This window comes from Paraburkholderia nemoris, from assembly GCF_905221015.1.
Classification (GTDB): domain Bacteria; phylum Pseudomonadota; class Gammaproteobacteria; order Burkholderiales; family Burkholderiaceae; genus Paraburkholderia; species Paraburkholderia nemoris.
On the sequence record NZ_CAJNBO010000004.1, the window covers coordinates 44780 to 68025 of the forward strand.

General features: G+C 61.6%; 20 protein-coding genes. 13 read left to right on the plus strand and 7 right to left on the minus strand.

What is annotated here, in order from left to right:
* Window positions 1–53: 53 nt before the first annotated feature.
* A complete protein-coding gene (locus tag KHO33_RS07120; protein WP_200564302.1) occupies window positions 54–707 on the minus strand; it encodes a protein-L-isoaspartate O-methyltransferase family protein in 654 nt (217 codons plus the stop codon).
* Window positions 708–1027: 320 nt separating this feature from the next.
* On the opposite strand from KHO33_RS07120, the gene KHO33_RS07125 reads away from it, so the two are divergent.
* From KHO33_RS07125 to KHO33_RS07150, 6 genes are all read left to right on the plus strand, one after another.
* Window positions 1028–2113, plus strand: a complete 1086-nt coding sequence (locus KHO33_RS07125; protein ID WP_200564304.1) for a LacI family DNA-binding transcriptional regulator — start codon at window positions 1028–1030, stop codon at window positions 2111–2113.
* A gap of 3 nt (window positions 2114–2116) precedes the next feature.
* A complete protein-coding gene (locus tag KHO33_RS07130) occupies window positions 2117–3604 on the plus strand; it encodes a sugar ABC transporter ATP-binding protein (RefSeq protein WP_200564306.1) in 1488 nt (495 codons plus the stop codon).
* Window positions 3585–4598, plus strand: a complete 1014-nt coding sequence (locus tag KHO33_RS07135) for an ABC transporter permease (RefSeq protein WP_200564308.1) — start codon at window positions 3585–3587, stop codon at window positions 4596–4598. Before KHO33_RS07130 ends, KHO33_RS07135 begins: the two co-directional genes overlap by 20 nt.
* 83 nt (window positions 4599–4681) lie before the next feature.
* A complete protein-coding gene (locus KHO33_RS07140; RefSeq protein WP_200564309.1) occupies window positions 4682–5644 on the plus strand; it encodes a substrate-binding domain-containing protein in 963 nt (320 codons plus the stop codon).
* Window positions 5645–5723: 79 nt separating this feature from the next.
* Window positions 5724–6773 carry a sugar phosphate isomerase/epimerase family protein gene (locus KHO33_RS07145; protein ID WP_200564310.1) on the plus strand — a complete coding sequence of 350 codons (1050 nt, stop codon included), beginning with the start codon at window positions 5724–5726 and terminating at the stop codon, window positions 6771–6773.
* A 73-nt stretch (window positions 6774–6846) separates the two neighbouring features.
* Window positions 6847–7998 carry a Gfo/Idh/MocA family protein gene (locus KHO33_RS07150; protein ID WP_200564311.1) on the plus strand — a complete coding sequence of 384 codons (1152 nt, stop codon included), beginning with the start codon at window positions 6847–6849 and terminating at the stop codon, window positions 7996–7998.
* A gap of 49 nt (window positions 7999–8047) precedes the next feature.
* On the opposite strand, the gene KHO33_RS07155 is transcribed toward KHO33_RS07150, so the two are convergent.
* The gene (locus KHO33_RS07155; protein ID WP_236074662.1) at window positions 8048–8971 is read right to left on the minus strand and encodes a J domain-containing protein; all 924 of its coding nucleotides are present in this window, start codon (window positions 8969–8971) and stop codon (window positions 8048–8050) included.
* 206 nt (window positions 8972–9177) lie between these two features.
* Window positions 9178–9438, minus strand: coding sequence for a hypothetical protein (locus tag KHO33_RS07160; RefSeq protein ID WP_154565923.1), 261 nt, complete (start codon window positions 9436–9438; stop codon window positions 9178–9180).
* 261 nt (window positions 9439–9699) lie between these two features.
* Between KHO33_RS07160 and KHO33_RS07165 the strand changes: the two genes are divergently transcribed.
* Together KHO33_RS07165 and KHO33_RS42770 are read left to right on the plus strand one after the other, a co-directional pair.
* On the plus strand, window positions 9700–9912 hold the full coding sequence (locus tag KHO33_RS07165) for a type IV toxin-antitoxin system AbiEi family antitoxin (RefSeq protein ID WP_200564313.1): 213 nt from the start codon (window positions 9700–9702) through the stop codon (window positions 9910–9912).
* 293 nt (window positions 9913–10205) lie between these two features.
* Entirely contained in the window at window positions 10206–10709 is a 504-nt protein-coding gene (locus KHO33_RS42770) for a nucleotidyl transferase AbiEii/AbiGii toxin family protein (RefSeq protein ID WP_328822798.1), read from the plus strand.
* 5 nt (window positions 10710–10714) lie between these two features.
* Here KHO33_RS42770 and KHO33_RS07175 read toward each other — a convergent pair whose 3' ends face one another.
* The 4 genes from KHO33_RS07175 to KHO33_RS07190 all read right to left on the minus strand — a co-directional run bounded on the left by KHO33_RS07175 (window position 10715) and on the right by KHO33_RS07190 (window position 17564).
* Window positions 10715–13924: an efflux RND transporter permease subunit gene (locus KHO33_RS07175; protein ID WP_200564314.1), complete on the minus strand. Its 3210-nt coding sequence runs from the start codon at window positions 13922–13924 to the stop codon at window positions 10715–10717.
* A 15-nt stretch (window positions 13925–13939) separates the two neighbouring features.
* The gene (locus tag KHO33_RS07180; protein ID WP_200564315.1) at window positions 13940–15139 is read right to left on the minus strand and encodes an efflux RND transporter periplasmic adaptor subunit; all 1200 of its coding nucleotides are present in this window, start codon (window positions 15137–15139) and stop codon (window positions 13940–13942) included.
* A 290-nt stretch (window positions 15140–15429) separates the two neighbouring features.
* Window positions 15430–16590, minus strand: a complete 1161-nt coding sequence (locus KHO33_RS07185; RefSeq protein ID WP_200564316.1) for an ABC transporter substrate-binding protein — start codon at window positions 16588–16590, stop codon at window positions 15430–15432.
* A 32-nt stretch (window positions 16591–16622) separates the two neighbouring features.
* Entirely contained in the window at window positions 16623–17564 is a 942-nt protein-coding gene (locus KHO33_RS07190) for a CysB family HTH-type transcriptional regulator (RefSeq protein WP_007175965.1), read from the minus strand.
* A gap of 219 nt (window positions 17565–17783) precedes the next feature.
* Between KHO33_RS07190 and KHO33_RS07195 the strand changes: the two genes are divergently transcribed.
* The 5 genes from KHO33_RS07195 (at window position 17784) to KHO33_RS07215 (ending at window position 23185) form a co-directional block, all read left to right on the plus strand.
* Entirely contained in the window at window positions 17784–19463 is a 1680-nt protein-coding gene (locus KHO33_RS07195; protein ID WP_200564317.1) for a nitrite/sulfite reductase, read from the plus strand.
* A 22-nt stretch (window positions 19464–19485) separates the two neighbouring features.
* A complete protein-coding gene (locus KHO33_RS07200) occupies window positions 19486–20025 on the plus strand; it encodes a DUF934 domain-containing protein (protein WP_054042896.1) in 540 nt (179 codons plus the stop codon).
* Window positions 20022–20768, plus strand: coding sequence for a phosphoadenylyl-sulfate reductase (locus tag KHO33_RS07205; RefSeq protein ID WP_093636265.1), 747 nt, complete (start codon window positions 20022–20024; stop codon window positions 20766–20768). The genes KHO33_RS07200 and KHO33_RS07205 overlap by 4 nt, the downstream gene beginning before the upstream one ends.
* 113 nt (window positions 20769–20881) lie before the next feature.
* Window positions 20882–21844 (plus strand): sulfate adenylyltransferase subunit CysD, encoded by a 963-nt coding sequence (gene cysD, locus KHO33_RS07210; protein ID WP_054042851.1) that lies wholly within the window; start codon window positions 20882–20884, stop codon window positions 21842–21844.
* 24 nt (window positions 21845–21868) lie between these two features.
* The gene (locus KHO33_RS07215; protein WP_054042849.1) at window positions 21869–23185 is read left to right on the plus strand and encodes a sulfate adenylyltransferase subunit 1; all 1317 of its coding nucleotides are present in this window, start codon (window positions 21869–21871) and stop codon (window positions 23183–23185) included.
* Window positions 23186–23246: the final 61 nt, after the last annotated feature.

A 23246-nucleotide genomic window follows, 5' to 3' on the forward strand; every position in this document is an offset into this window, starting at 1 on the left:
TTCAGAGGACGGCGGCGCGCCGGCCGTCCGGAAAAACGTGCGAAACGTGCGATTTAAAACTTGAAGCGCGGCGGCTGCACGGCGTTGATCAGCGGTTCGACATAGGTTTCGAACACGTCGGCAATGCGGTACTGCTTCTCGTCGATACGCGTGATGATCTGCGCCTTCATGACCGGAGCAGTGCCGACGAACGCCGCCAGGCGGCCACCAACCTTCAGATGTTCGAGGATTTCCTGCGGCAGCACCGGCAGGCCGCCCGAGACGCAGATCACGTCGTACGGTGCAGCGCCGGCCCAGCCGCGCGACGCGTCGCCGGTGACGACTTCGGCGTTCAGCACGCCGTTGGCGATCAGGTTGTTCTTCGCCAGTTCCGCCAGTTCCGGTTCGATATCGACCGTCAGGACGTGCTGCGCGCGGTGCGCGAGCAGGGCGGCCATGTAACCCGAGCCGGCGCCGATTTCGAGCACGCTTTCGTGTTTCTTCACCGCCAGTTCCTGCAGCACGCGCGCTTCGACGCGCGGCGCCAGCATGTGCTGGCCGGCCGGCAGCGGCACTTCGAAATCGACGAAGGCCAGATCGCGGTAGGCGGTGGGGACGAAGTTTTCACGCTTGACGATCGAGAGCAGATTCAGCACGTCCTGGTCGAGCACTTCCCAGGGGCGGATCTGCTGTTCGATCATGTTGAAACGCGCTTGCTCGATGTTCATGGTGGATTCGGCAGTGTGGTTTGGCGAGTTTGCGATTCTTTGCCCTGGCCGGCGGCCTCGGGGTGCGACTCCGGGTGTAACGCCGGGGTACAGCCCGCGGGGTATAGCCTCGTATGGCAGGCCACGGCAGGGTAACTGCGGGATTGTACCAAATGGCGGCGCGAATCCACGCCGTCGCGGGCAGTGCGCCGCCGTGTCGCGCCTCGGACCGCTCTCGCCGTGCCTGCTCGACCCCGTGTTAATCCCTAGCGATCCGTCCTTGCGATTCCGGCTTTCATCGCGCAAAAATGTAATCGATTACATTTTCGAGGCAAATCCACTTGTCCAAGTCGGTGTCCAAAGCGGCCCGAGCGACTTCGTCGCCGTCGTCGAAAGCGCGCCCGCAGCCTGAGGCTCAGCCGCTGCGTCCGGCGGAGGGCCTTTCGATTGCTCAGGTGGCGGAGCAGGCGGGGGTCTCGGTGGCGACGGTTTCGCGCGTGCTGAACGGCCACGAAAACGTGCGGCCCGCCACGCGCGATAAGGTATTGGCGGCCGTCGACGCCAGCGGTTATCGCGTCAACGAACTCGCGCGCAACCTGCGCACCGCCGAAAGCCGCCTGCTGCTGACGATGGTGCCCGACGTCGGCAACCCCTTCTACGCGGAGATCGTGCGCGGCATCGACAGCGTCGCGCGCCAGCACGGCTATTTCATGCTGCTGTGCGACACGGGCGCCGATCCGGGACGCGAGCGCAGCTACTTCGATCTGCTGCGCCGCCGCCGCGCTGACGGCGCGATCTGCCTCGATCCCGCCACCATCCAGCAGGCGCTCGGCGAGGCATCCAGCGCGCTGCCGTGGGTCGCGTGTTGTGAGTTCGATCCGGAGATGGGCGTGCCGTACGTCGGCATCGACAACTATCGAGCGGCGGGCGACGCGGTGCGGCATCTGCTAGCGCGCGGCCACCGGCGCATCGGCCTCATCAATTCGGACGTCGACTATCTGTACGCGCGGCAGCGCCAGCAAGGCTATCTGGACGCGTTGACGGAAGCGGGCATCACGCCGGACGAGCGCTGGCGCATGAACCTGAATAGTCTCGACTATGAGGCGGGCGCATCGGCGGCGGCCGTGCTGATGCAGCAGCCTCACGCGCCAAGCGCGATCTTCGCCGTCTCCGACACGCTGGCGATCGGCGTGATTCACGGTTTGCGCAGCGTCGGCAAGCGTGTGCCGGACGATGTCGCGGTGGTCGGCTTTGACGACATCTCGCTCGCCGCGCAAGTCGATCCGCCGCTGACCACCATCGCCCAGCCGATGCGCGAACTCGGCGAAACCGCCGCGCGCCTCCTGTTGCAACGGCTCGCGAATCCGTTGGCGAACGTGCCGGGCGTGCTGCTACCGCATCGGCTCGTGATTCGCAGGAGCGCGTAAGTCATGAGCCTCGCCATTCGCTTCGACGATATCCGCAAAGATTTCGGACCGGTGCGCGTGCTGCACGGGGTGAGCTTTGACCTGGCGCCGGGGCGTATCTACGGTTTGCTCGGCGAGAACGGCGCGGGCAAGTCGACGCTGATGAAAATCCTCGCCGGCTACGAAACGGCGACCTCGGGCACCTTGCTGGTCGACGGTCACGCGCAGCAGTTCATCGGTTCGCGCGACGCGGAAGCGGCCGGCATCGTGCTGATTCACCAGGAGTTCAACCTCGCCGAGCATCTGACGATCGCGCAGAACATGTATCTCGGCCATGAAAAAAAACGCGGCTGGTTCGTCGACGACGCTGCAATGCGTGCCGAGGCCGCGCGTTTTCTGGCGCAGGTCGGTCTCGAGAAAGCACCGGATACGAAAGTGCGCGAGTTGATCGTCGCGGAAAAGCAGATGGTGGAGATCGCAAAGGCGCTGTCGCGGCGCGCGCGTTTGCTCATCATGGACGAACCGACTGCCACGCTGACGCCGGCCGAAACCGAGCGCCTCTTCACGCTGATGGCGAAGCTGAAAGCCGACGGCGTGACCATCGTCTACATCTCGCACAAGCTTGACGAAGTCGAGCGCATCACCGACGAAGTGATCGTCATGCGTGACGGCCGCTTCGTCGCGCGCAGCGAAACGGCGGGACTTGCGCGGCAGCAGATGGCGAATCTGATGGTTGGGCGCGACGTGTCCGATATGTTCCCCGACAAGATCACCGTGCCTGCCGACGCGCCGATCGCGCTAAAGGTAGAAGGCCTTGCCGTGCCGGACTGGGTCGAAGACTTGAGCTTCGACGTGCGCGCCGGCGAAGTGCTGGGTTTCGCGGGCCTCGTCGGCGCGGGCCGTACCGAAGCCTTCGAAGCGCTCATCGGCCTGCGCAAACGCACGGCGGGCCGCATCGAGATCGCCGGCCGCCGCGCCGATCTGAAGAGCCCGCGCGACGCCATGCGCCACGGCATTACGTATCTAAGCGAAGACCGCAAAGGCAAAGGCCTGCATGTGAATTTAAGCCTGCAGGACAACGTCACGCTGATGACGCTCGAACGCTACGCGCATCCCTTGCTCGATATGAAAGCGGGGCGCGCGGCTTTGACTCAGGCCGTGCACGACTTCGGCATTCGCACCGGCGATCTGTCGAGCCGCGCACGCATGCTCTCCGGCGGCAATCAGCAGAAGCTCGCGCTCGCCAAGTTCCTGCAGCCCGATCCGAATGTGATCGTGCTCGACGAGCCGACTCGCGGTGTCGATGTCGGCGCAAAACGCGACATCTATTTCCTGATCCATCGCCTCGCTGCGCAGGGCCGCGCGGTGATCGTCATTTCATCCGAACTGATCGAGCTGATTGGTTTGTGCCATCGCGTAGCCGTAATGCGCGCGGGACGCTTGCAAACCACGCTCACGCTCGAACATCTGACCGAAGAGGAGTTGATCGCCCATGCGACCGGCACCCACTGAAGCCGTTCAATCCGGCCGCGCGTTGCGCTTCGCGCATCGTCTGTATGCGCTCGGGCCGCTCGTTGGACTGATCCTGCTGTGCATCGTCGGCACGCTGCTCAACCGCGATTTCGCGACGCTCGACAACATGATGAACGTGCTTACACGCACCTCGTTCATCGGCATCATCGCGGTCGGCATGACCTTCGTGATCATTTCGGGCGGCATCGATCTGTCGGTCGGGTCGATGGCGGCGTTGATCGCGGGCAGCATGATCTGGCTGATGAACGGACTCGCTGCGGGTGTCGGCGCTCACACGTTCGCGCCCTTGCTGATTCTGACGCTCGGCATTGTATTCGCGCTGGTGCTCGGCGGGTTGTTCGGCTGTGCGCACGGACTGCTGATTACCAAAGGACGCATCGAGCCGTTCATCGTCACGTTGGGGACGTTGGGCATTTTTCGCGCGGTGTTGACGTGGCTCGCGGATGGCGGCGCGCTGACGTTGGATAACTCGTTATCCGATCTATACGGACCGGTTTACTACGCGAGTCTCTTTGGCGTGCCCGTTCCGATCTGGGTGTTCCTGGTGGTTGCGGCGGGCGGCGCGTTGATCCTCAATCGCACGGCGTTTGGCCGCCACGTGCAGGCGATCGGTTCCAACGAACAGGTTGCGCGCTACGCCGCGATTCGCGTTGATACCGTGAAGATCGTGACGTATGTGCTGCTCGGTATCTGCGTCGGCGTCGCGACGGTGTTGTATGTGCCGCGGCTCGGTTCGGCTACGCCGACCACGGGTTTGCTGTGGGAACTCGAGGCGATTGCATCGGTGGTGGTGGGTGGCACTGCGCTGAAGGGCGGCGAAGGGCGCGTGGTCGGCACGGTGATCGGCGCGATCCTGCTTTCGGTGATCGCCAATATTCTGAATCTGACCAGCATCATCAGCGTGTATCTGAACGCGGCGGTGCAGGGCGTCGTGATTATCTTCGTCGCGTTTGTGCAGCGCGGACGGCGGTAGGTGGTGGGCGTTGAGCTTCAAGGAATACAGCGGCAAGTTCGAGAATCGGGGCGCATGAACGCCTCACAATAGGAGACACAACCATGAAGCACGTCATTCGAGCGGTCGGCGCCGGCATGCTGGCGTTGGGAATACTAGGCACGGCAGGCGTTGCGCGTGCCGATGAAAAAGTCACGCTGGGTGTCGCGATTCCGACAGCCGACCACGGCTTTACGGGCGGCATCGTCTGGTGGGCGAACAAGGCGAAAACCGATCTGGAGAAAGCGCACCCTGATCTCAAGGTGATCGTGAAGACTGCAGCCGGCGCGCCCGAACAGGCGAACCAGTTGCAGGATCTGGTGACGGTGAACAAGATCAACGCACTGGTGATTTTCCCGTTCGAATCGGCTTCGCTCACGCAGCCGGTTGCTCAGGTGAAGAAGAAGGGCGTGTACGTGACAGTAGTGGATCGCGGCCTGACGGATACCAGCGCACAGGATGCGTATGTTGCGGGTGACAACACCGCGTTCGGCAAGATCCCCGCCGAGTATCTGGCGAAGGCGCTCGACGGTAAGGGCGACATCGTCGCGCTGCGCGGCATTCCAACGACGCTCGACAACGAACGCTGGACCGCGTTTACGGGCGTGCTGAAGGCGTATCCGAACATCAAGATCCTCGACGGTAAGTACGCGAACTGGAATCGCGACGACGCCTTCAAGGTGATGCAGGATTACCTCACGCGCTTCAAGCACATCGACGCGGTCTGGGCGGCGGACGACGACATGGCCGTTGGCGTCATCAAGGCGATCGAGCAGGCCAAGCGTACCGACATCAAGACCGTATTCGGCGGCGCGGGTTCGAAGGGTATGGTGAAGAACGTGATGGACGGCGCACCGATGATCAAGGCGGACGTGTCGTACTCGCCGAAATTCATTTACGACGCGATCAAGCTCACCGCCGAAGCGCGTCTGAAGGGCGAAAAACTGCCGCCGACCACGATCATTCCGTCGGTGCTGATCACGAAGGAAAACGCGCAGCAATTCTATTTTCCTGACTCGCCGTTCTGATCCTGGGCATCCGGCGCGCGCTTGCCATGTCTCTGTCGTAGAGCCGTGACAGGCGCGTCACAGTTCGAGGAACCGTACGATGAAAACCATCAAAGGGCCGGCGATCTTTCTCGCTCAATTCATGGGCGACGAGGTGCCGTTCGACAACTTCGCGCATCTGGCCGGCTGGGCCGCGAGTCTCGGCTTCAAGGGGATTCAGGTGCCGTGTGATGCGCGTCTGATCGATCTCGAGCAGGCAGCCGCAAGCCAGCCGTATTGCGACGAGCTGCGTGAGGTCGCGGAAGATGCCGGCGTGACGATCACTGAACTGTCGACGCATCTGCAAGGGCAGCTTGTGGCCGTGCATCCGGCCTACGACGTGTTGTTCGACGGCTTTGCCGCGCAGCATGTGCGCGGCAATCCTGTTGCGCGCACGCAGTGGGCCGTCGAACAGATGAAGCTCGCAGCGAAGGCTTCGCAGCGTCTGGGTCTCGATGCGCATGTGTCGTTTTCCGGCGCATTGGCGTGGCCGTATCTGTACCCATGGCCGCAGCGTCCGGCAGGTTTGATAGAAGCAGCGTTTGAGGAACTCGCGCGCCGCTGGACGCCGATTCTCGATGCGTTCGACGAAGCGGGTGTGAACGTGTGCTACGAACTACATCCGGGCGAGGACCTGCATGACGGCGTGACTTTCGAGCGCTTTCTGGACGCCGTGAAGCAACACCCACGCGCGAACATCCTCTACGACCCGAGCCATTTCGTTTTGCAGCAACTCGACTACCTTGCGTTTATCGACATCTATCACGAGCGCATCAAGGCGTTTCATGTGAAGGACGCGGAGTTTCGTCCGAGTGGCAAGCAAGGTGTGTATGGCGGCTATAGCGGTTGGGTCGAGCGCGCAGGGCGTTTCCGATCGCTCGGCGACGGGCAGATCGATTTCGGCGCGATCTTCTCGAAGATGGCGCAATACGATTTTCCCGGCTGGGCGGTGCTGGAATGGGAGTGCGCACTGAAGCATCCGCAGGACGGCGCGCGCGAAGGCGCGGAGTTCATTCGCCGCCACATCATTCGCGTGGCTGATCATGCGTTCGATGATTTCGCAGGCAGTGGCGTGGATGCGGCGCAGCTAAAACGCGTGCTTGGCATTTGACCGCGATCTGTAGGCGGGTTGGCTGCGAGCTAACCATGCAGCGAATGAAGCAGATCGCAAAGGAGTGAGTGCGATGGCACAAAGAAGACTCAGGCTCGGCATGGTCGGTGGCGGGCAGGGCGCATTTATCGGCGCAGTACATCGAATCGCGGCGCGGCTCGACGACCGGTTCGAACTGGTAGCGGGCGCATTGTCGACCGATCCGCAGCGCGCGCAGGCGAGCGCGGCTGACGCCGGCATCGCGCGCAGCTATACAGACTGGCGCGAGATGGCGCGCGCCGAAGCCGCTCGCGACGACGGCATCGACGCGGTCGCGATCGTCACACCGAATCATCTGCATGCGCCGGTGGCGACGGCTTTTCTCGAAGCGGGCATTCATGTGGTGTGCGACAAACCGCTGGCGATTTCGCTGGCGGAAGGCGAGGCGCTCGCGAAGCTCGCGCGCGAGAAGAACAAGTTGTTCGCGCTGACGCATACCTATTCCGGTTATCCGCTGGTGCGCCATGCTCGCGAGCTTGTCGAACGAGGTGAGCTCGGTGAAATACGCGTGGTGCAAGTCGAATACGCGCAGGACTGGCTGGCCGAACCGATAGAAGCGAGCGGTACGAACAAGCAGGCAGGCTGGCGCACGGATCCTTCTTTGGCGGGCCCTGCCGGTTGTCTCGGCGATATCGGCACGCATGCGTATCACCTCGCCGCCTTCATCACGGGGATGACGCCGTCGTCGCTATCCGCCGAGTTGCATACCTTCGTGCCGGGACGCCGTATCGACGACCACGTGCAGGCGATGCTGCGCTATCCTAATGGCGCGCGCGGCATGCTGTGGGCGAGCCAAGTGGCAAGCGGCGCGGAGAATGCGCTGCGTCTGCGGGTGTACGGGACGAAAGCGAATCTCGCCTTCGATCAGGAGAATCCGAACGAATTGTGGTTCACCCCGCTCGGTGGGTCGGCCGAACGACTGACGCGCGGACGGGTGAAAAGTGCGATCGCGGCGCATGCGACGCGCGTGCCTCAGGGGCATCCTGAGGGTTATCTGGAAGCGTTCGCGCAGCTGTACAAGGATGCGGCGTTGCAGATCGAAGCGTTGAATGCCGGTCAACCGTTGCCCGCTGAGAGCCTGTTGCTCACAACGGTGGCTGACGGTGTGGCGGGTTTGCGCTTTATCGATGCAGTGTTGGCAAGCAGTGCGGCCGATGGTCAGTGGTGCGCAGTAGGACCCGGTTGACGCTGGGCACGTGGCGCGCACGCCCGATAGCGAAGGGAGCCATCCAATTTCAACGTCGCCTGATTTTCAACCAGGCCTTGAGCGTGCCGAGGTCCTGGAACTCCACCAGATCGTACTCGAGCGAGCGGATCTGTTCCTGTAGCAAGAAAACGTCCTCCGTCAGCCCGTGCATTGCCTTCTTCGGCGTGATGGAAGCCATCGGGTTGAGCCCGTAGCGTTCCTTGAATTCCATTTCGGCAAACATAATTTCGTCGTTGAGTTCGCCGACCTGCTCCTTCAGTATCTTGTTGTAATGCTTGAGCCGGTCTTCGCTCAGGTTATCGAGCGCATTCTGATCGATGTGTTCCAGTTCCAGCTGCAATTCGAGCAACCGCAGCAGGTTGTTCTTGCTGTAGGCCTCGTTGACTCGTTGCATCAGCGCGGTTTTCCGTTTGCGTTCCTCTGGATCGCTTTCGCGATCGGGATGCAACGCGCTGGCCAGCTTGCGATACACCTCGCGAATCGAGCGGCTCAGTTGCGCTTCTTCTTCCTCGCGACGCGTTTCGGCCGCCATCTGCTTCGCAGTTTTCTTTTTCGAGGCGCTTTGTGCCTGGCGTGCCTGATGTTCCGCTGCTTGCGCGGCGTCGTCCTGTTCGATATGCGCTTGCAGGCGATCCAGAACTTCATCGGGCGAGTTCATATCGATGTCGTCCAGTTCGACGCCCAATACCGTCTCCAGCATGGATTTCATTTCGTCTAACTCGGACGCTCTTTCCTCGTCGTAGTCAGACCTACTGTGACGGTTGTAGAGCGCTTTCAACTCGTCGCTATCTTCTTCCCCGAGGCATCTCGCCGCCAGATCGACAATCACCGCTGAAAGGGTACGCCGCTCGGTCTGCGTGATACGTTTCTGATTGCTCTGCTCGTCAAGAAGGTGTGCCATCCGCGCACGCAAATGTTGCATCTTCTGCGTTAGCGGCAGCAGTTCATTCACGTACTTTTGCTGGAAAGCCAGCACGAACTCTTCCCACGCGCTCAAACTGGCGCGCCGCTTTTCGATCTGTTTGATCAGCGTGTTGAACGCCTTCTGGCCCTTCGACAGGGTGGGTTGATTGTGGTCCGGCGCGATGCTGACGGACCTGGCGCTTGTCCTGGTCATGGAGCGGATATCTTCGATAGTCAAATGGGGCGTGGCGCTGCCTAGCTGCCCTTGCTTTTCTTGATCTGCTCTTCGAAGGCAATGTCGAGTTTGCTTGCCTTGCGCGGCTTCGGCGGTCCGAAACCGTCGACGAATTTGACGAAGTCGTCTAGCGTCAGCGGATCGGACACTTTCTTATCGGTACCGCTCGATTTGTCGACCAGATAAAACAGGCCGCCGGACAGGCTGATCGCCGCGAACTGCGGGTTGCCGCTGCGGGTTTTCAGCCGCTCGACGGCGTGGATGGCTCGGGTGGTGCGCATGATGTGGGAACGGCGAATTGAAGGTATGCACTTTAACAGCAATCTGCAGTGTGGCGCCTGCCTGTCACGCGGGTGATGACCCGTGCCGGCATTGCATGCGCTACTACGGTGACGGGCACTGTGGCTTCCTGAGGCTGATGGCTGAATGCCTCTTGGAACCTGGTGCACGCACGGGGGCGACCACGTGTAGTGAGTTGAGAGCGTGTACGATTTTTTGACTATGTACGATTTTACAGCCGTGCTCCACTTGGCAGTCAGTTCATGCTGAGCGCGCGGCTGCGCCCTGATCCACGTGGCGATGTCGAGATTCTTGAATCATTCTGGCCGGAGTCTCTCGAGCATGCCTGGATCAAATCTGACCGCCAGCCGCTAGTCCACCCCTTGCTCATCTACGCGGACCTCGTCGCTTCAGGCGACAGTCGAAATCTTTCCGTCGCTACGCAAATCTATGAGCAGTATATTTTCCAGCCTTAAAGTTGCCGAAGAGCGGCCCGTGCACCCCGTCACCGCAGCGCTGCTTGCCCACGTCCACGAAACTGCGCAGCGGCTTGGCGTGAAGTTTGTTGTCGCCGGCGCGACCGCACGAGACCTGATACTTTGGCATGTGCACGGCATTCGCGCGGAGCGCGCGACGCGCGATGTCGACGTTGCCGTTTGTGCCGTCAGTTGGGATGCGTATGGCACCCTGATTGCCGGGCTCGAGCGGACAGGCCTGTTCAGGGCGAGTGCCGGCGCACGGCAGACTCTGGTTTTCGATGATCCGGACGTTGGTCGCCTGGCCGCCCCGTGGCGAGGTTGTGATGAATGTTCTCGGGTTCCGGGAGGCCATCGACACGTCTGTCGAGATTGATCTTGGTGAACGCCTCATGGTGCCGGTCGTGAGTCTGCCGTCCCTTGCGCTTCTAAAAATCCTTGCATGGCACGACCGGCGTGTTTCCAGGAATACCGATGCGTCGGACCTGCTTCTGATCCTTCGCAACTACTGGGACGCGGGCAATACCGATCGCATCTGGGTGGACGGTGCAGACCTGCTCGAGCTGCATGATTTCGATGTGGGTCTTGCGGCTTCCGCGCTACTCGGCCGCGAATCGCGGCAAATCGCTTTGCCGGCAACGTTCGATGCCGTCTCGGCGATCCTCTCGGACGATGCCATATACGACACGCTGAGGCGCGACATGCTGGCACGTGCGGCCGTTCAGATGCTGGACGACTTTGCCGATGGATCCGACCGGACGTTGTCGGCTTTCCGGAATGCGTTCCTGGGCATATAGGGCGGCTATTGCTCCAGTTTGGCGGTTCTGACTTTGCTGAATTTATTCCGCAGCCAATCCGCCCAATCCTCCAGCACCGTATAGACCACCGGCACGACCACCAGCGTCAGAATCGACGACGTAATCACGCCGCCGATCACCGTTTGCCCGAGCGGCCCGCGTTGCTCCCCGCCTTCGCCGAGCGCCGCCGCCAGCGGCAGCATGCCGAAGATCATCGCCAGCGTGGTCATCAGAATCGGCCGCAGACGCACGCGCGCCGCTTCGAGCAGCGCTTCACGCCGCTCCATCACACGCCCCTTGCCTGAAGCATCGAGCAAGGTGCCGCGCCGCGCCTGATTCGCGAAGTCGATCAGCAGAATCGCGTTCTTCGTCACAAGACCCATCAGCATCACAAAGCCGATGATCGAAAACATGTTCAACGTACTGCCGAACAGCAGCAGCGCGATCAGCACGCCGATCAGCGTAAGCGGCAGCGACGCCATGATCGCGAGCGGCTGCGCGAAGCTCGCGAACTGCGACGCAAGAATCATGTAGATGAAAATCACCGCGAGCGCCAAGGCCTCCACCGCGTACACGAACGATTCGTTCATGCTCTTGGTCGAGCCTTCGAATCGGTAGTGGTAGCCCGCCGGCAGATGCATCGCGTCGAGCGTTTTCGCGACGTCCGCGGCCACTTCGCCGGGCGAGCGGCCATTTACGTTCGCCGACAGCATCACCTCGCGTTGCAGGTCACGGCGGTTCAACACATCGGGACCGGTTGTCTTGACGATGTCCGCGATCTGCCGCAGCGGCACCAGCACTGGCGCACCATTTGGGTCGGTGCGGTTGGTGGCGATCATGACCTTCGCCAGATCGTCGACGTCCTCGCGCTGCGAGCGCGGCAGGCGCACGCTGACGTCGTAGTCCTGGTCATCGGGCGCGCGCCATGTGCTGATGGCGTCGCCCGAGAGCAACGGCCGCAAGGCGGTGCCGATATCGGCCACGCCCACGCCGAGGTCGGACGCCAGCTCGCGCTTCACATTGATCGCGACGATCGGTTTGTCGGCCTTGAGACTTGAATCGAGGTCGACGAGGCCCTGGATTTTGACCATTTGTGCCTGAGCTGCATCCGAAAGCCGGCGCAGTTCGTCGATGTTGTCGCCCTGCAAGCTCAACTGGATTGCCTTCGTGCTGCCCGCGCCATCGGGCACGCCGATTTCGGTAATCGACACGCCCGCCACCGAGGCAAGCCGCGCGCGAAACACCTGGTTCAGTTCGACCATGCCGCGCGTGCGATCGCGCCGGTCTTTCAGGCGCACGGTGATCAGCGCGGTGTTTTTGCCTTGCGTGTTGCCCGAGTTGACTGTTGCATAGCTGAAGCGCACTTCGGGGTAGGTGGCGAGAATCGCCTGCACCTGTTTTACTTTTTCCGAGGTGGCGTCGAGCGAGGTGCCCACCGGTGTGTTCAAACCGATCTGCGTCTCGGAGAAGTCCGCATTCGGCACGAACTCGGTGCCGACGAACGGCACTAGAAGCAGGCTGCCGAAAAACGTGGCCGCCGCCACGACCAAGGTGATCGCGCGATGCTTCAGCGACCAGCCAAGCAGGCGCTGATAGAACGCGGTGAGCTGGTCGATCTGCTTGTCGAACAGATGCAGGGAACGTTCGATGATGCGTCCATAGCGATAGCCTTTGCGGCCCGTGTCCGCGTCATGCAGATCGGGGTCCGGCCAGATAGAGGACAGCATGGGATCGAGCGTGAACGATACGAACATCGAGATCAGCACGGCAGCGGCGACCGTGATACCGAACTGGTGGAAGAAGCGGCCAATGATGCCGCCCATGAAGCCCACCGGCAGGAACACCGCGACGATCGAAAAGGTGGTCGCCAGGACGGCGAGCGCGATTTCCTTGGTGCCGTCGAGTGCGGCCGTGCGATGGTCCGCGCCGAGTTGCACGTGCCGCACAATGTTCTCGCGTACAACAATGGCGTCGTCGATCAGCAGGCCGACGCATAAGGAGAGCGCCATCAGCGTGATCACGTTGATCGTGAAGCCGCATGCGTACATCACCGCGAAGGTTCCGATCAGCGCGATCGGCAGCGTGAGGCCGGTGATCACCGTGCTGCGCCACGAGCCGAGGAACAGGAACACGATCAGCACCGTCAACAGCGCGCCTTCGAGCAAGGTGCGCTTCACTTCGTTGACGCTTTCTTCGATGTTGATCGACGAATCGTCGGTGATATCGAGCTTGACGCCAGGCGGCAGTTGCGGCTGCAGAAGAGCAACTGCGTCGCGTACACCATGCGCGACGTCCACCGTGTTCTCGCCCTGCGCCTTGATGATCGACAGGAACAGCGCGCGCTGTCCGTTCAGCAATGCCATGCTGTCCGGTTCCTGCTGACCGTCCACCACGTCGGCCACCTGGTCGAGCGTGACCGGTTGCGTCGCCGACGAAGCAGTAGGAATCGCCGACTGCGCGCCGCGCCGCGCGACGATGATGCGTTTGAAGTCGCCCGGTTTCTCAAAACGGCCTTTGACCTGCACGGTCTGCTCGACAGTGCTCGATGTGAGCGGCCCGGCCGGAATCTCCTGATTCTCGTTCTGCACCGCGCGGATCACCTGATCGACGCCGATCGAAAGCGCCTGCAGCTTCTCCGGATTCACATCGATTTGCACTTGCCGCTTCACGCCGCCCACCAGCGACACCGAGCCGACACCGCGTACGGTTTCGAGCCGCTTGCGCACGATCTGATCGGCGACGGTGGTGAGATCGCGCGTAGACAGCGACGCGCCCGGCGCGTTCGAGATAGCCACCGTGATGATCGGCATATCCGCCGGGTCATAGCGCAGCACGCGCGGGTCCTTCACGCCGTCGCGCAGATCGGGGCGGATCAGTGCGATTTTGTCGCGCACGTCCTGGGCGGCCTGCACGGCATCCACAGAGAGATCGAATTGCACGATCACGACCGACTGCGCGTCGTACGAACGCGAAGTGATTTCGTCGATGCCGCTGATCGTGTTGACCGCTTCCTCGATCTTGCGCGTGACGTCGGATTCGACCGATTCCGGCGACGCCCCCGGATACGCGGTCTGCACGACCACGACGGGGAACGCGATATCTGGGAACTGATCGACCTTGAGCCGCTGATAAGAGAATAGACCGATGACGAGCAGCGCCATCATCATCATCGTGGCGAGCACCGGGTTGCCGATGCTGATGCGGGTGAACCACATAGGCGGGGGCTCCGGTCAGCGTGCGCTGCTTGCGCCCGGCACGCTGGCCGCTAGCGGGGCGGCCCGCCCGGGTTGGACGGGCTGAGCGGGCTGCACTACATGGGCGGTGCTGCCGATCCGCAATGAGCCGAGATTGTTCTTCACGATCTGTTGGCCGAGCGCCAACGGGCCACTGACGATTTCGGTCCACGTATCTCCATCGGCGTTACCTGTCGCGCCGGTTTGCACCAGTTGCTCGACCAGCTTGCCGTCGACGAGCGCATAGACGCTGTGGCGCGTGCCGTCCGTGCGTATCGCGGTGGCGGGGACGACCAGCACGTTCTGCCGGCTGCCGACCGAGATCGTGCCGGTGCCGAACATACCGACCCGCAACGTGCCCGCCGGATTGGCGACCTGCACATACACCATGATTGAACGCGAGCCGGCCTGCGCGGCCGGGTTGATGCGCGTGATCGCGCCTTGAATCGGTGCGTCGATACCGTCGAAAGCGATCTGGATCGGTTGGCCGATCCGCACGCGGCCGATCTCGCCGACCGGTACCGGCGCTTCCAGTTCGAGTGTGCGCAGATCGACCACGTCGAACAGTTTGGTATCGACAGCAACCTTTTCGCCCGGTTCGACCGAGCGCGAGGCGATCTGTCCGTCGAGCGGCGAGCGCACGACGGTATCGTCCAAAGACAGATTCGACGACGCCAGCGCCGCCTTCGCCGCATCGAGGTTCGCGCGGGCGATTTGATACTGGCTTTGCGCGGTATCGAAGGCGTTTTTTGAAATGAAGCCCTTTTCGACCAGCACGCGGTTGTTGTCCAGCGTTTGTTTGGCGATATCGAGCTGGCCGGCCATGGCGGCCATCTGGCCGCGTGTCTGTTCGGCACGGGCGACGTAGTCGCGGGCGTCGATCTTCGCGAGGATCTGGCCGGTCTTGACCGGATCGCCTTCGCGCACCATGACGTTGAGCGCCGAGCCGGCCACTTTCGATTTGACGGCGGCTTGCGTAACGGCGCGCAGCGAGCCGGTCAGCGGCAGCGTTTCGGAGAGAGTGCGGCGGCTCACGGTGGTGAGGTCGTCAGGCGCGAATTCGACGACGGAAGAAGGGGCCTCGACGGCGGCGGCAACGGCGCCGTTGCGCTTCCTGATGGCGTGGCCGATCGCGATGGCGAGGATCACAACGGCTACAACGGCGGCGATGAAGATGCGTTTTCTGGTTTTTAGCATGCGCGGTCTGACGGACTTCACGGGCTGGCGAGGGGCCGCGGCCTCGTGGTCTCAAGGCGCCGCACGCTCGCACGGAGTCGGCAAAATTAGCCAGAACTCGCAGTTCGCTGCAAGCTGGCCGTCAGCATGTTACACGCAGCTTGCATGGCACGCGCCGCTCGAACGGTGCGTTCGGGCGGCAGGCGTGCATATTGACTAAAAGTGACAAATTCAGACGGACAGACGGTGGCGATGGGCAGTGCGATGCGCGTGGCTGAACCGGGATCGACCCCGCCACGCGCATGGCCTGCTTACTGGCTCAAATAAACGAACTTGCCGTTCTTGATGATGCCCATCACGCTCGCGCGTTGATCCAGCCCAACGTGGTCCTTCGGGCTTGTATTGACCACGCCGTTCGGCACGACCAGTTCATGCGCATGCTCCAGTTCGTCACGCAATGCGGTGCGGAAAGCCGGCGTGCCCGGCGGCGCCGTCTTCAACGCGCGCGCAACGGCATCCTGCAAACGCGGGTACACGCCCGCCGCATCGCCCGCAAATTGGGTCACGCTGCCTGGGCCATACTTCGCTTCGTATTCATTGGTGAACGCAAGCGCCGCCTTCTTCGCCGGATGATCGGCCGGCAATGTGCGCGCCACCACGACCGGCTGCGTCGGGAACAGCGTGCCTTCCACGTCCTTGCCGCCCAGCTTGATGAACTCGGGCGTGGCGATGCCGTGCGTCTGATAGATCGGGCCTTTGAAACCGCGTTCGATCAGCGTGCGCTGCGGCAGCACGGTCGGCGTGCCGGCGCCGGCGATCAGGATCGCGTCGGGCTTCGCGGCCATCAGCTTGAGGATCTGGCCGGTGACGCTGGCATCCGTCCGGTTATAGCGTTCGGTGGCCACCAGTTGAATATGCCGCAAGGCCGCGAACTTGCTGAACTCGTTGAGCCAGCTTTCGCCGTAACCGTCCGCGAAACCGATGAAGCCCACCGTCTTTACGTTGTGGTTCGACATGTAGCGCGTCATCACGTCGGCCATCGCGCTGTCGGTCTGCGCCATCTTGTAGGCCCACACCTTCTTGCCTTCCTGCGGTTCGACCACGCTTGCCGAGCCGATTAGCGTAATCATCGGCGTCTGGCTTTCCGCGACCGGATCGAGAGCGGCCATCGCGGCCGGCGTGATATTCGGGCCGACGATCACGTCGACATGGTCCTCATTGATCAGCTTGCGGATGTTGCGCACCGCAGCGCCCGGGTCGGAGGCGTCGTCGAGGAAGATGTAGTCGGCTTTCTGGCCGGCGATCGTGGCCGGCCACATCAGCATCGCGTTTTTGCTGGTAATGCCGATCACGGCCGCCGGGCCGGTGCTCGACAGATCGATGCCGACCTTGATGTCGGCCTGTGCTACGGTAGCGAGCAAGAGCGCGCCGAGAGCGGCCAGGCCGCGAAGTTTGTTCTTATGCGACATCATCAAGGGTCTCCGTAGCGGGAAGCGTGGTCAGTTCAAAGTTCGTAGGTTTCGTGTTCGCCTTTGAGCGCCTGTTCGATCAGCTTGCGGTTCATGCTCGGCGACAGCAGTTCGACGAGCGTATACACATAGCTGCGCAGATAGGCGCCCTGTTTCAGCGCGACCCGCGTCACATTGCTGCCGAACAGATGGCCGACCGGCATGGCGCGCAAATGGCGGTCGCGTTCGGCGTTGAACGCGATATCCGCCATGATGCCGACGCCGAGACCCAGTTCCACGTAGGTCTTGATCACGTCGGCGTCGATCGCTTCCAGCACGATGTCCGGATGCAGCCCGCGCAGGCGGAACGCCTCGTTGATCTTGGTGCGGCCGGCGAATGCGTTGTCGTACGTAATCAGCGGATATTGGGTCAGATCATCCAGCGACAAAAGTTTGCGGTCGAGCAGCGGATGATCCGGCTGCATCACGGCGACGTGGTGCCACTGGAAGCAGGGCAGCGAAACCAGCTCCTTATAGTTAGCGATCGCTTCGGTGGCGATGCAGAGGTCGGCCTGGTCATGGATGACCATTTCGGCCACTTGGGTCGGGCTGCCTTGCAGAATTGAAAGGTGAACTTTCGGGAAGCGCTTCTTGAATTCGGCGATGGCGGCCGGAAGTGAGTAGCGCGCCTGGGTGTGGGTGGCGGCGATCACCAGGTTGCCCTGATCCTGGGCCGCGTAATCTTTACCGACCCGCTTGAGGCTCTCCACTTCCTGCAGAATCTTCTCAACCGACTGAAGAATGATGCGCCCCGGCTCGGTTAGCGAGCGCACGCGCTTGCCGTGTCGTGTGAAGATTTCGACGCCCAGCTCGTCTTCCAGCTCGATGATCGCCTTGGAGACGCCCGGCTGGCTTGTAAACAGTGCTTTGGCCGCTTCGGTCAGGTTGAAATTCTGCCGCACAGCCTCGCGGACGAAGCGGAATTGATGCAGGTTCATATATAACCTCTCCGCATATCAAAAGAATTTTTTAGTCGTTTGAAATATAAGGCGAGTTTATTACGATCTGTCCATCTTTTTCAATATGGATATCTGTATTTGTCATAAGCAAATGAGAGATGGGTCTAAACCCTGACTCGGCTGGACTGACAAATAGAGATATCCAGGACGCGGCGGAACCGGACTGCCGTGTGTCACGCAAAAAATTGGGGTCCCCGAATGTACCAATACGATCAGTACGACCAGACCATCGTCGATGAGCGGGTCGCGCAATACGCCGATCAGGTTCGCCGCCGCTTGTCGGGCGAATTGAGCGAAGAGGAGTTCCGTCCGTTGCGTCTGCAGAACGGCCTGTACATGCAGCGTCACGCGTACATGCACCGCATCGCGATTCCGTACGGCAACCTGCGCAGCGACCAGATGCGCGTGCTGGCCGAGATCGCGCGCGTGCACGACCGCGGCTATGGTCACTTTTCGACGCGCTCGAACATCCAGTACAACTGGATCCAGCTCGAAGAGACGCCGGAAATCCTGCGCAAGCTCGCGGCTGTGCAGATGCACGGCATCCAGACTTCGGGCAACTGTATCCGTAACATCACGGCCGACCAGTTCGCCGGTGTGGCGCCGGACGAAGTGGTGGATCCGCGCCCCTGGGCAGAAATCCTGCGCCAATGGTCGACGTTCCACCCGGAATTCGCGTGGTTGCCGCGTAAGTTCAAGATTGCCGTTTCGGGTTCGAAGGAAGACCGTGCCGCCGTGCAGATCCACGACATGGGCGTGTATCTGAAGAGGAACGAGCAGGGCGAACTGGTGGCCGACATCCTGGCCGGCGGCGGCATGGGCCGTACGCCGATCATCGGCGCGATCATCCGCAAGGATCTGCCGTGGCAACATCTGCTGACGTACTGCGAAGCCGTGCTGCGCGTGTACAACCGCTACGGCCGCCGCGACAACATGTACAAGGCGCGCATCAAGATTCTCGTGAAGGCGCTGAGCCCGGAGAAATTCTCGGCGCAGGTCGAAGAAGAATGGCACCACCTGAAAGACGGTCCTTCGACGCTGACGCAAGCCGAAGTCGACCGCGTGTCGCAATACTTCCAGCCGCCGGTGTACGAAAAGCTGCCCGATACGGATGCTTCGTTCGAGAACCACCTGCTGGAAAACCGTGCGTTTGCCCGTTGGGTCGAACGTAACGTGCGTCCTCACAAAGTGTCGGGCTATTCGTCCGTCACGTTGTCGCTGAAGCCGACCACGATCGCCCCGGGCGATGCTACCGACGCGCAGATGGAAGCGGTCGCCGACTGGGCCGACGAGTACTCGCTCGGCGAAATCCGCGTGTCGCACGAACAGAACCTGATTCTCGCGAACGTGAAGAAGCGCGACCTGTTCGCGCTGTGGGAAAAAGCCAAGGCACAAGGTTTCGCGACGCCGAACATCGGTTTGCTGACCGACATCATCGCGTGCCCGGGCGGCGATTTTTGCTCGCTCGCGAATGCGAAGTCGATTCCGATCGCGCTGGCGATTCAGGAACGTTTCAACGATCTCGACTACGTATACGACCTCGGCGACGTGTCGCTGAACATCTCGGGTTGTATCAATGCTTGCGGTCACCACCACGTCGGCAACATCGGCATTCTGGGCGTCGATAAGGACGGCTCGGAGTGGTATCAGGTGACGCTCGGCGGCGAGCAGGGCACGGGTGCAACTGGTGCGCATCTCGGCCGCGTGATCGGCCCTTCGTTCTCGGCGGAAGAAATGCCGGACGTGATGAGCAAAGTGATCGACACGTTCGTGGAGAATCGCCACGAAGGCGAGCGCTTCATCGAAACGTACAACCGCATCGGCATGGCCCCGTTCAAGGAACGTGTGTACGCCTCGCGTCAACCGGCTCACGCGTAACCGCGAAAAGGATACTGAACAGATGGCTTCTATTATCAAGAATCGCGCGATCGTCAACGATGACTGGACGGTGGTGCGCGCCGCTGAAGACGGCACGCTGCCCGCAGTCGACGCCTTGCCGGCCGGCAAAGTGCTGGTGCCGCTCGCGCTGTGGCAGGCTTCGCGCGAGGCGCTGATCGCTTCGCGCAGCACCGCTGAAATCGGCGTGTGGCTCGCGGCGGATAGCGAACCGGCGGATATCGTCGGCGACTTCGACACGATCGCACTGATCGGCGTGGACTTCCCGGTGTTCCGCGATGGCCGCGGCTATAGCATCGGCCGCCTGTTGCGCGAGCGTTATGGCTACAAGGGCGAACTGCGCGCGATCGGCGACGTACTGCGCGATCAGTTGGCGTTCATGTTCCGCTGCGGCTTCGACGCGTATGCACTGCGTGAAGACAAAGACTTCGACGACGCGCTTAAGGCATTCGACGAATTCAGCTTCAACTATCAGGGTGCGGTGAACTCGTCGCCGCTGTTCCGTCGCCGCGAAGCGGGCGAACTGGCGAAGGCCTCGGCATGAGCGGCGCACAATTGCTCACGCCTGAACTCGCTGCGAAGGTCGAGCGCCTTGATGCGCTGCTCGATTCGATCGCCGCGCGTCACGCGAACGTGAAGCTCGCCAGCAGCCTCGCAGCGGAAGACATGTTGCTCACGCACGCGATTCTGTCGCGTGGCGTCAAGATCGGCATTTTCTCGCTGAACACAGGCCGTCTGCACGCGGAAACGCTGGGCATGCTCGATCGCGTGAAAGAGCGCTACGGTTACGATATCGAGCAGTTTCACCCGCAGGCTGCCGCGGTTGAAGAGTATGTCGGCTCGCATGGTCTGAACGCGTTTTATGAAAGCGTCGATCTACGCAAGCGTTGCTGCGAAATCCGCAAGGTCGAGCCGTTGAACCGCGCGCTGTCGGATGTCAGCGCATGGGTGACGGGCCAACGTCGCGAGCAGTCGGTGACGCGTGCTGAACTGCACGAGGAAGAACACGACGCTGCTCGCAATATCGCCAAGTTCAATCCGCTGACGGACTGGACCGAAGCTGAAGTGTGGGACTATCTGAAAGCATTGGACGTGCCGGTCAATCCGCTGCATGCGCGCGGTTATCCGAGCATCGGCTGCGAGCCTTGTACCCGCGCGATCCGCCCCGGTGAAGACAGCCGGGCAGGGCGCTGGTGGTGGGAGTCGCGCGATACGAAGGAATGCGGCCTGCACATCACGACGATTACGCCGATCAGCGTCATCAGCAGCGAAAACGCTTCGGCATAAAGCATTCAGGCAGTTCAGGTCTTGGTTTTCGACCTGAACGCCTCACATACCGATTTGAATACTTCCGCGACGCAGGCAACCGTTTGCGACGCGAATCAACGAAGGACCCAAACATGAGCACCACGCTCGATTCCACTGTGAATGCACCGCTTACCAACACGGCGAACCGGATGGATCACCTCGATTGGCTCGAGGCCGAGTCGATCCACATCCTGCGCGAACTGGTCGCTGAATGCAGCAAGCCCGCGTTGCTGTTTTCGGGCGGCAAGGATTCGGTCGTGGTGCTGCACCTCGCGCTGAAGGCCTTCGGCATTGGCGCAAATCGCAAGACCGTGCTGCCGTTCCCGCTCGTGCATATCGACACCGGTCACAACTACGACGAAGTGATCGACTTCCGCGATCGCCGCGCGAAAGAGATCGGCGCTGAACTGGTGGTGGGTCACGTTGAAGATTCGATCAAGCGTGGCACCGTGCGTCTGCGCCGCGAACTGGATTCGCGTAATGCTGCGCAAGCCGTGACGCTGCTCGAAACGATCGCCGAACATGAGTACACCGCGCTGATCGGCGGTGCGCGCCGCGACGAAGAAAAGGCTCGGGCAAAAGAACGGATCTTCTCGTTCCGCGACGAATTCGGCCAATGGGATCCGAAGGCGCAGCGCCCGGAACTGTGGAGCCTGTATAACGCGCGTCTGCATAACGGCGAACACCTGCGCGTGTTCCCGATCTCGAACTGGACTGAACTCGACGTGTGGCAGTACATCGCCCGCGAACAACTCGAGCTGCCATCGATCTATTACGCGCATCAACGCGAGATCGTGCGCCGCAATGGTTTGCTCGTGCCGGTTACGCCGCTTACGCCGATGCGTGAAGGTGAGACCAGCGAAACCGCGCTGGTGCGCTTCCGCACCGTGGGCGATATCAGCTGCACGTGCCCGGTGGAAAGTGATGCGGATGATCTCGAGAAGATCATCGCCGAAACGGCCGTGACCGAAATCACGGAACGCGGCGCGACGCGGATGGACGATCAGGTCTCCGAAGCCGCGATGGAACAGCGTAAGAAGCAAGGTTATTTCTAAGCACACGACGAGGGTAAAGCAATCATGAGCGGTATTCATCAACCAGAAGACCTCGGCGTGCTGCGTTTCATCACTGCGGGTAGCGTCGACGATGGCAAGAGCACGTTGATCGGCCGCTTGTTGTACGACAGCAAGGCGGTATTGAGCGACCAGCTCTCCGCACTGTCGCGCGCAAAGAATAAGCGTACCGTTGGCGACGAAATCGATTTGTCTTTGTTGACGGACGGCCTCGAAGCCGAACGCGAACAGGGCATTACGATCGACGTTGCATACCGCTACTTCGCAACGGCCAAGCGCAAGTTCATCATCGCCGATACGCCGGGCCACGAGCAGTACACGCGCAACATGGTGACGGGCGCGTCGACGGCACACGCAGCGATTATCCTGGTCGACGCAACGCGTGTGACGTTCATCGATGGCGTCGCGCAACTGCTGCCGCAAACCAAGCGCCACAGCGCGCTGGTGAAGCTGCTCGGCTTGCAACACGCGATCGTCGCGATCAACAAGATGGACCTCGTCGACTATAGCGAAACGCGTTTCAACGAGATTCGCGATGCGTATGTCGAACTCGCGCGTCAACTCGGTCTGAACGATGTGCGCTTCGTGCCGGTGTCGGCGCTGAAGGGCGACAACATCGTGACCGCTAGCGAAAGCATGCCGTGGTACGCGGGCGAGCCGCTGCTCGATTTGCTCGAAGCGTTGCCGGTGGAAGTTCCGACGGGTCAGGCGCTGCGTTTCCCGGTGCAATGGGTCGCACGTCAGGACGGCAGCCAGGCCGACGATTTCCGCGGCTACATGGGCCGTGTCGAAGCGGGCGAGGTGAAGGTCGGCGATACCATCGTTGTGCTGCCGGCGAACCGTGAAGCGACGGTTGCCGAGATCATCGCACCGGTGACGGGCGGAACGGCAGCGGTGGACCGCGCGTTTGCCGGCCAAACCGTGACGATCCGCTTGGCGGAAGACGTCGACGTATCGCGCGGCGATACCTTCGTGCTGCGCGAAGCAGCGCCGGAACCGGCCAAGAAGCTGGAAGCCGACCTGTGCTGGTTCGACGACACGCCGCTGTCGACGCAACGCAAGTATCTGTTGAAGCAGACCACCAACACGGTGTTCGCTCGGATTGGTGCGATCAAGGAAGTGCTCGACGTGCATACGTTGTCGCAGGCGACCGATCGCAAAGACCTGACGATGAACGACATCGGCCGCGTGTCGCTGACGTTGCAAAAGCCGCTGGTGTGCGACGTGTACGACTCGCATCAGGGCACGGGCGCATTCGTGCTGATCGACGAAGCGACGCACCACACGGTCGCGGCCGGGATGATCCGGGCGTTTTCGGCTTGAGTCACCGACTGGGTAACTGACGCGCGCTCGCGGTTTCGGGTTTCGCACGAACTGGACGAAT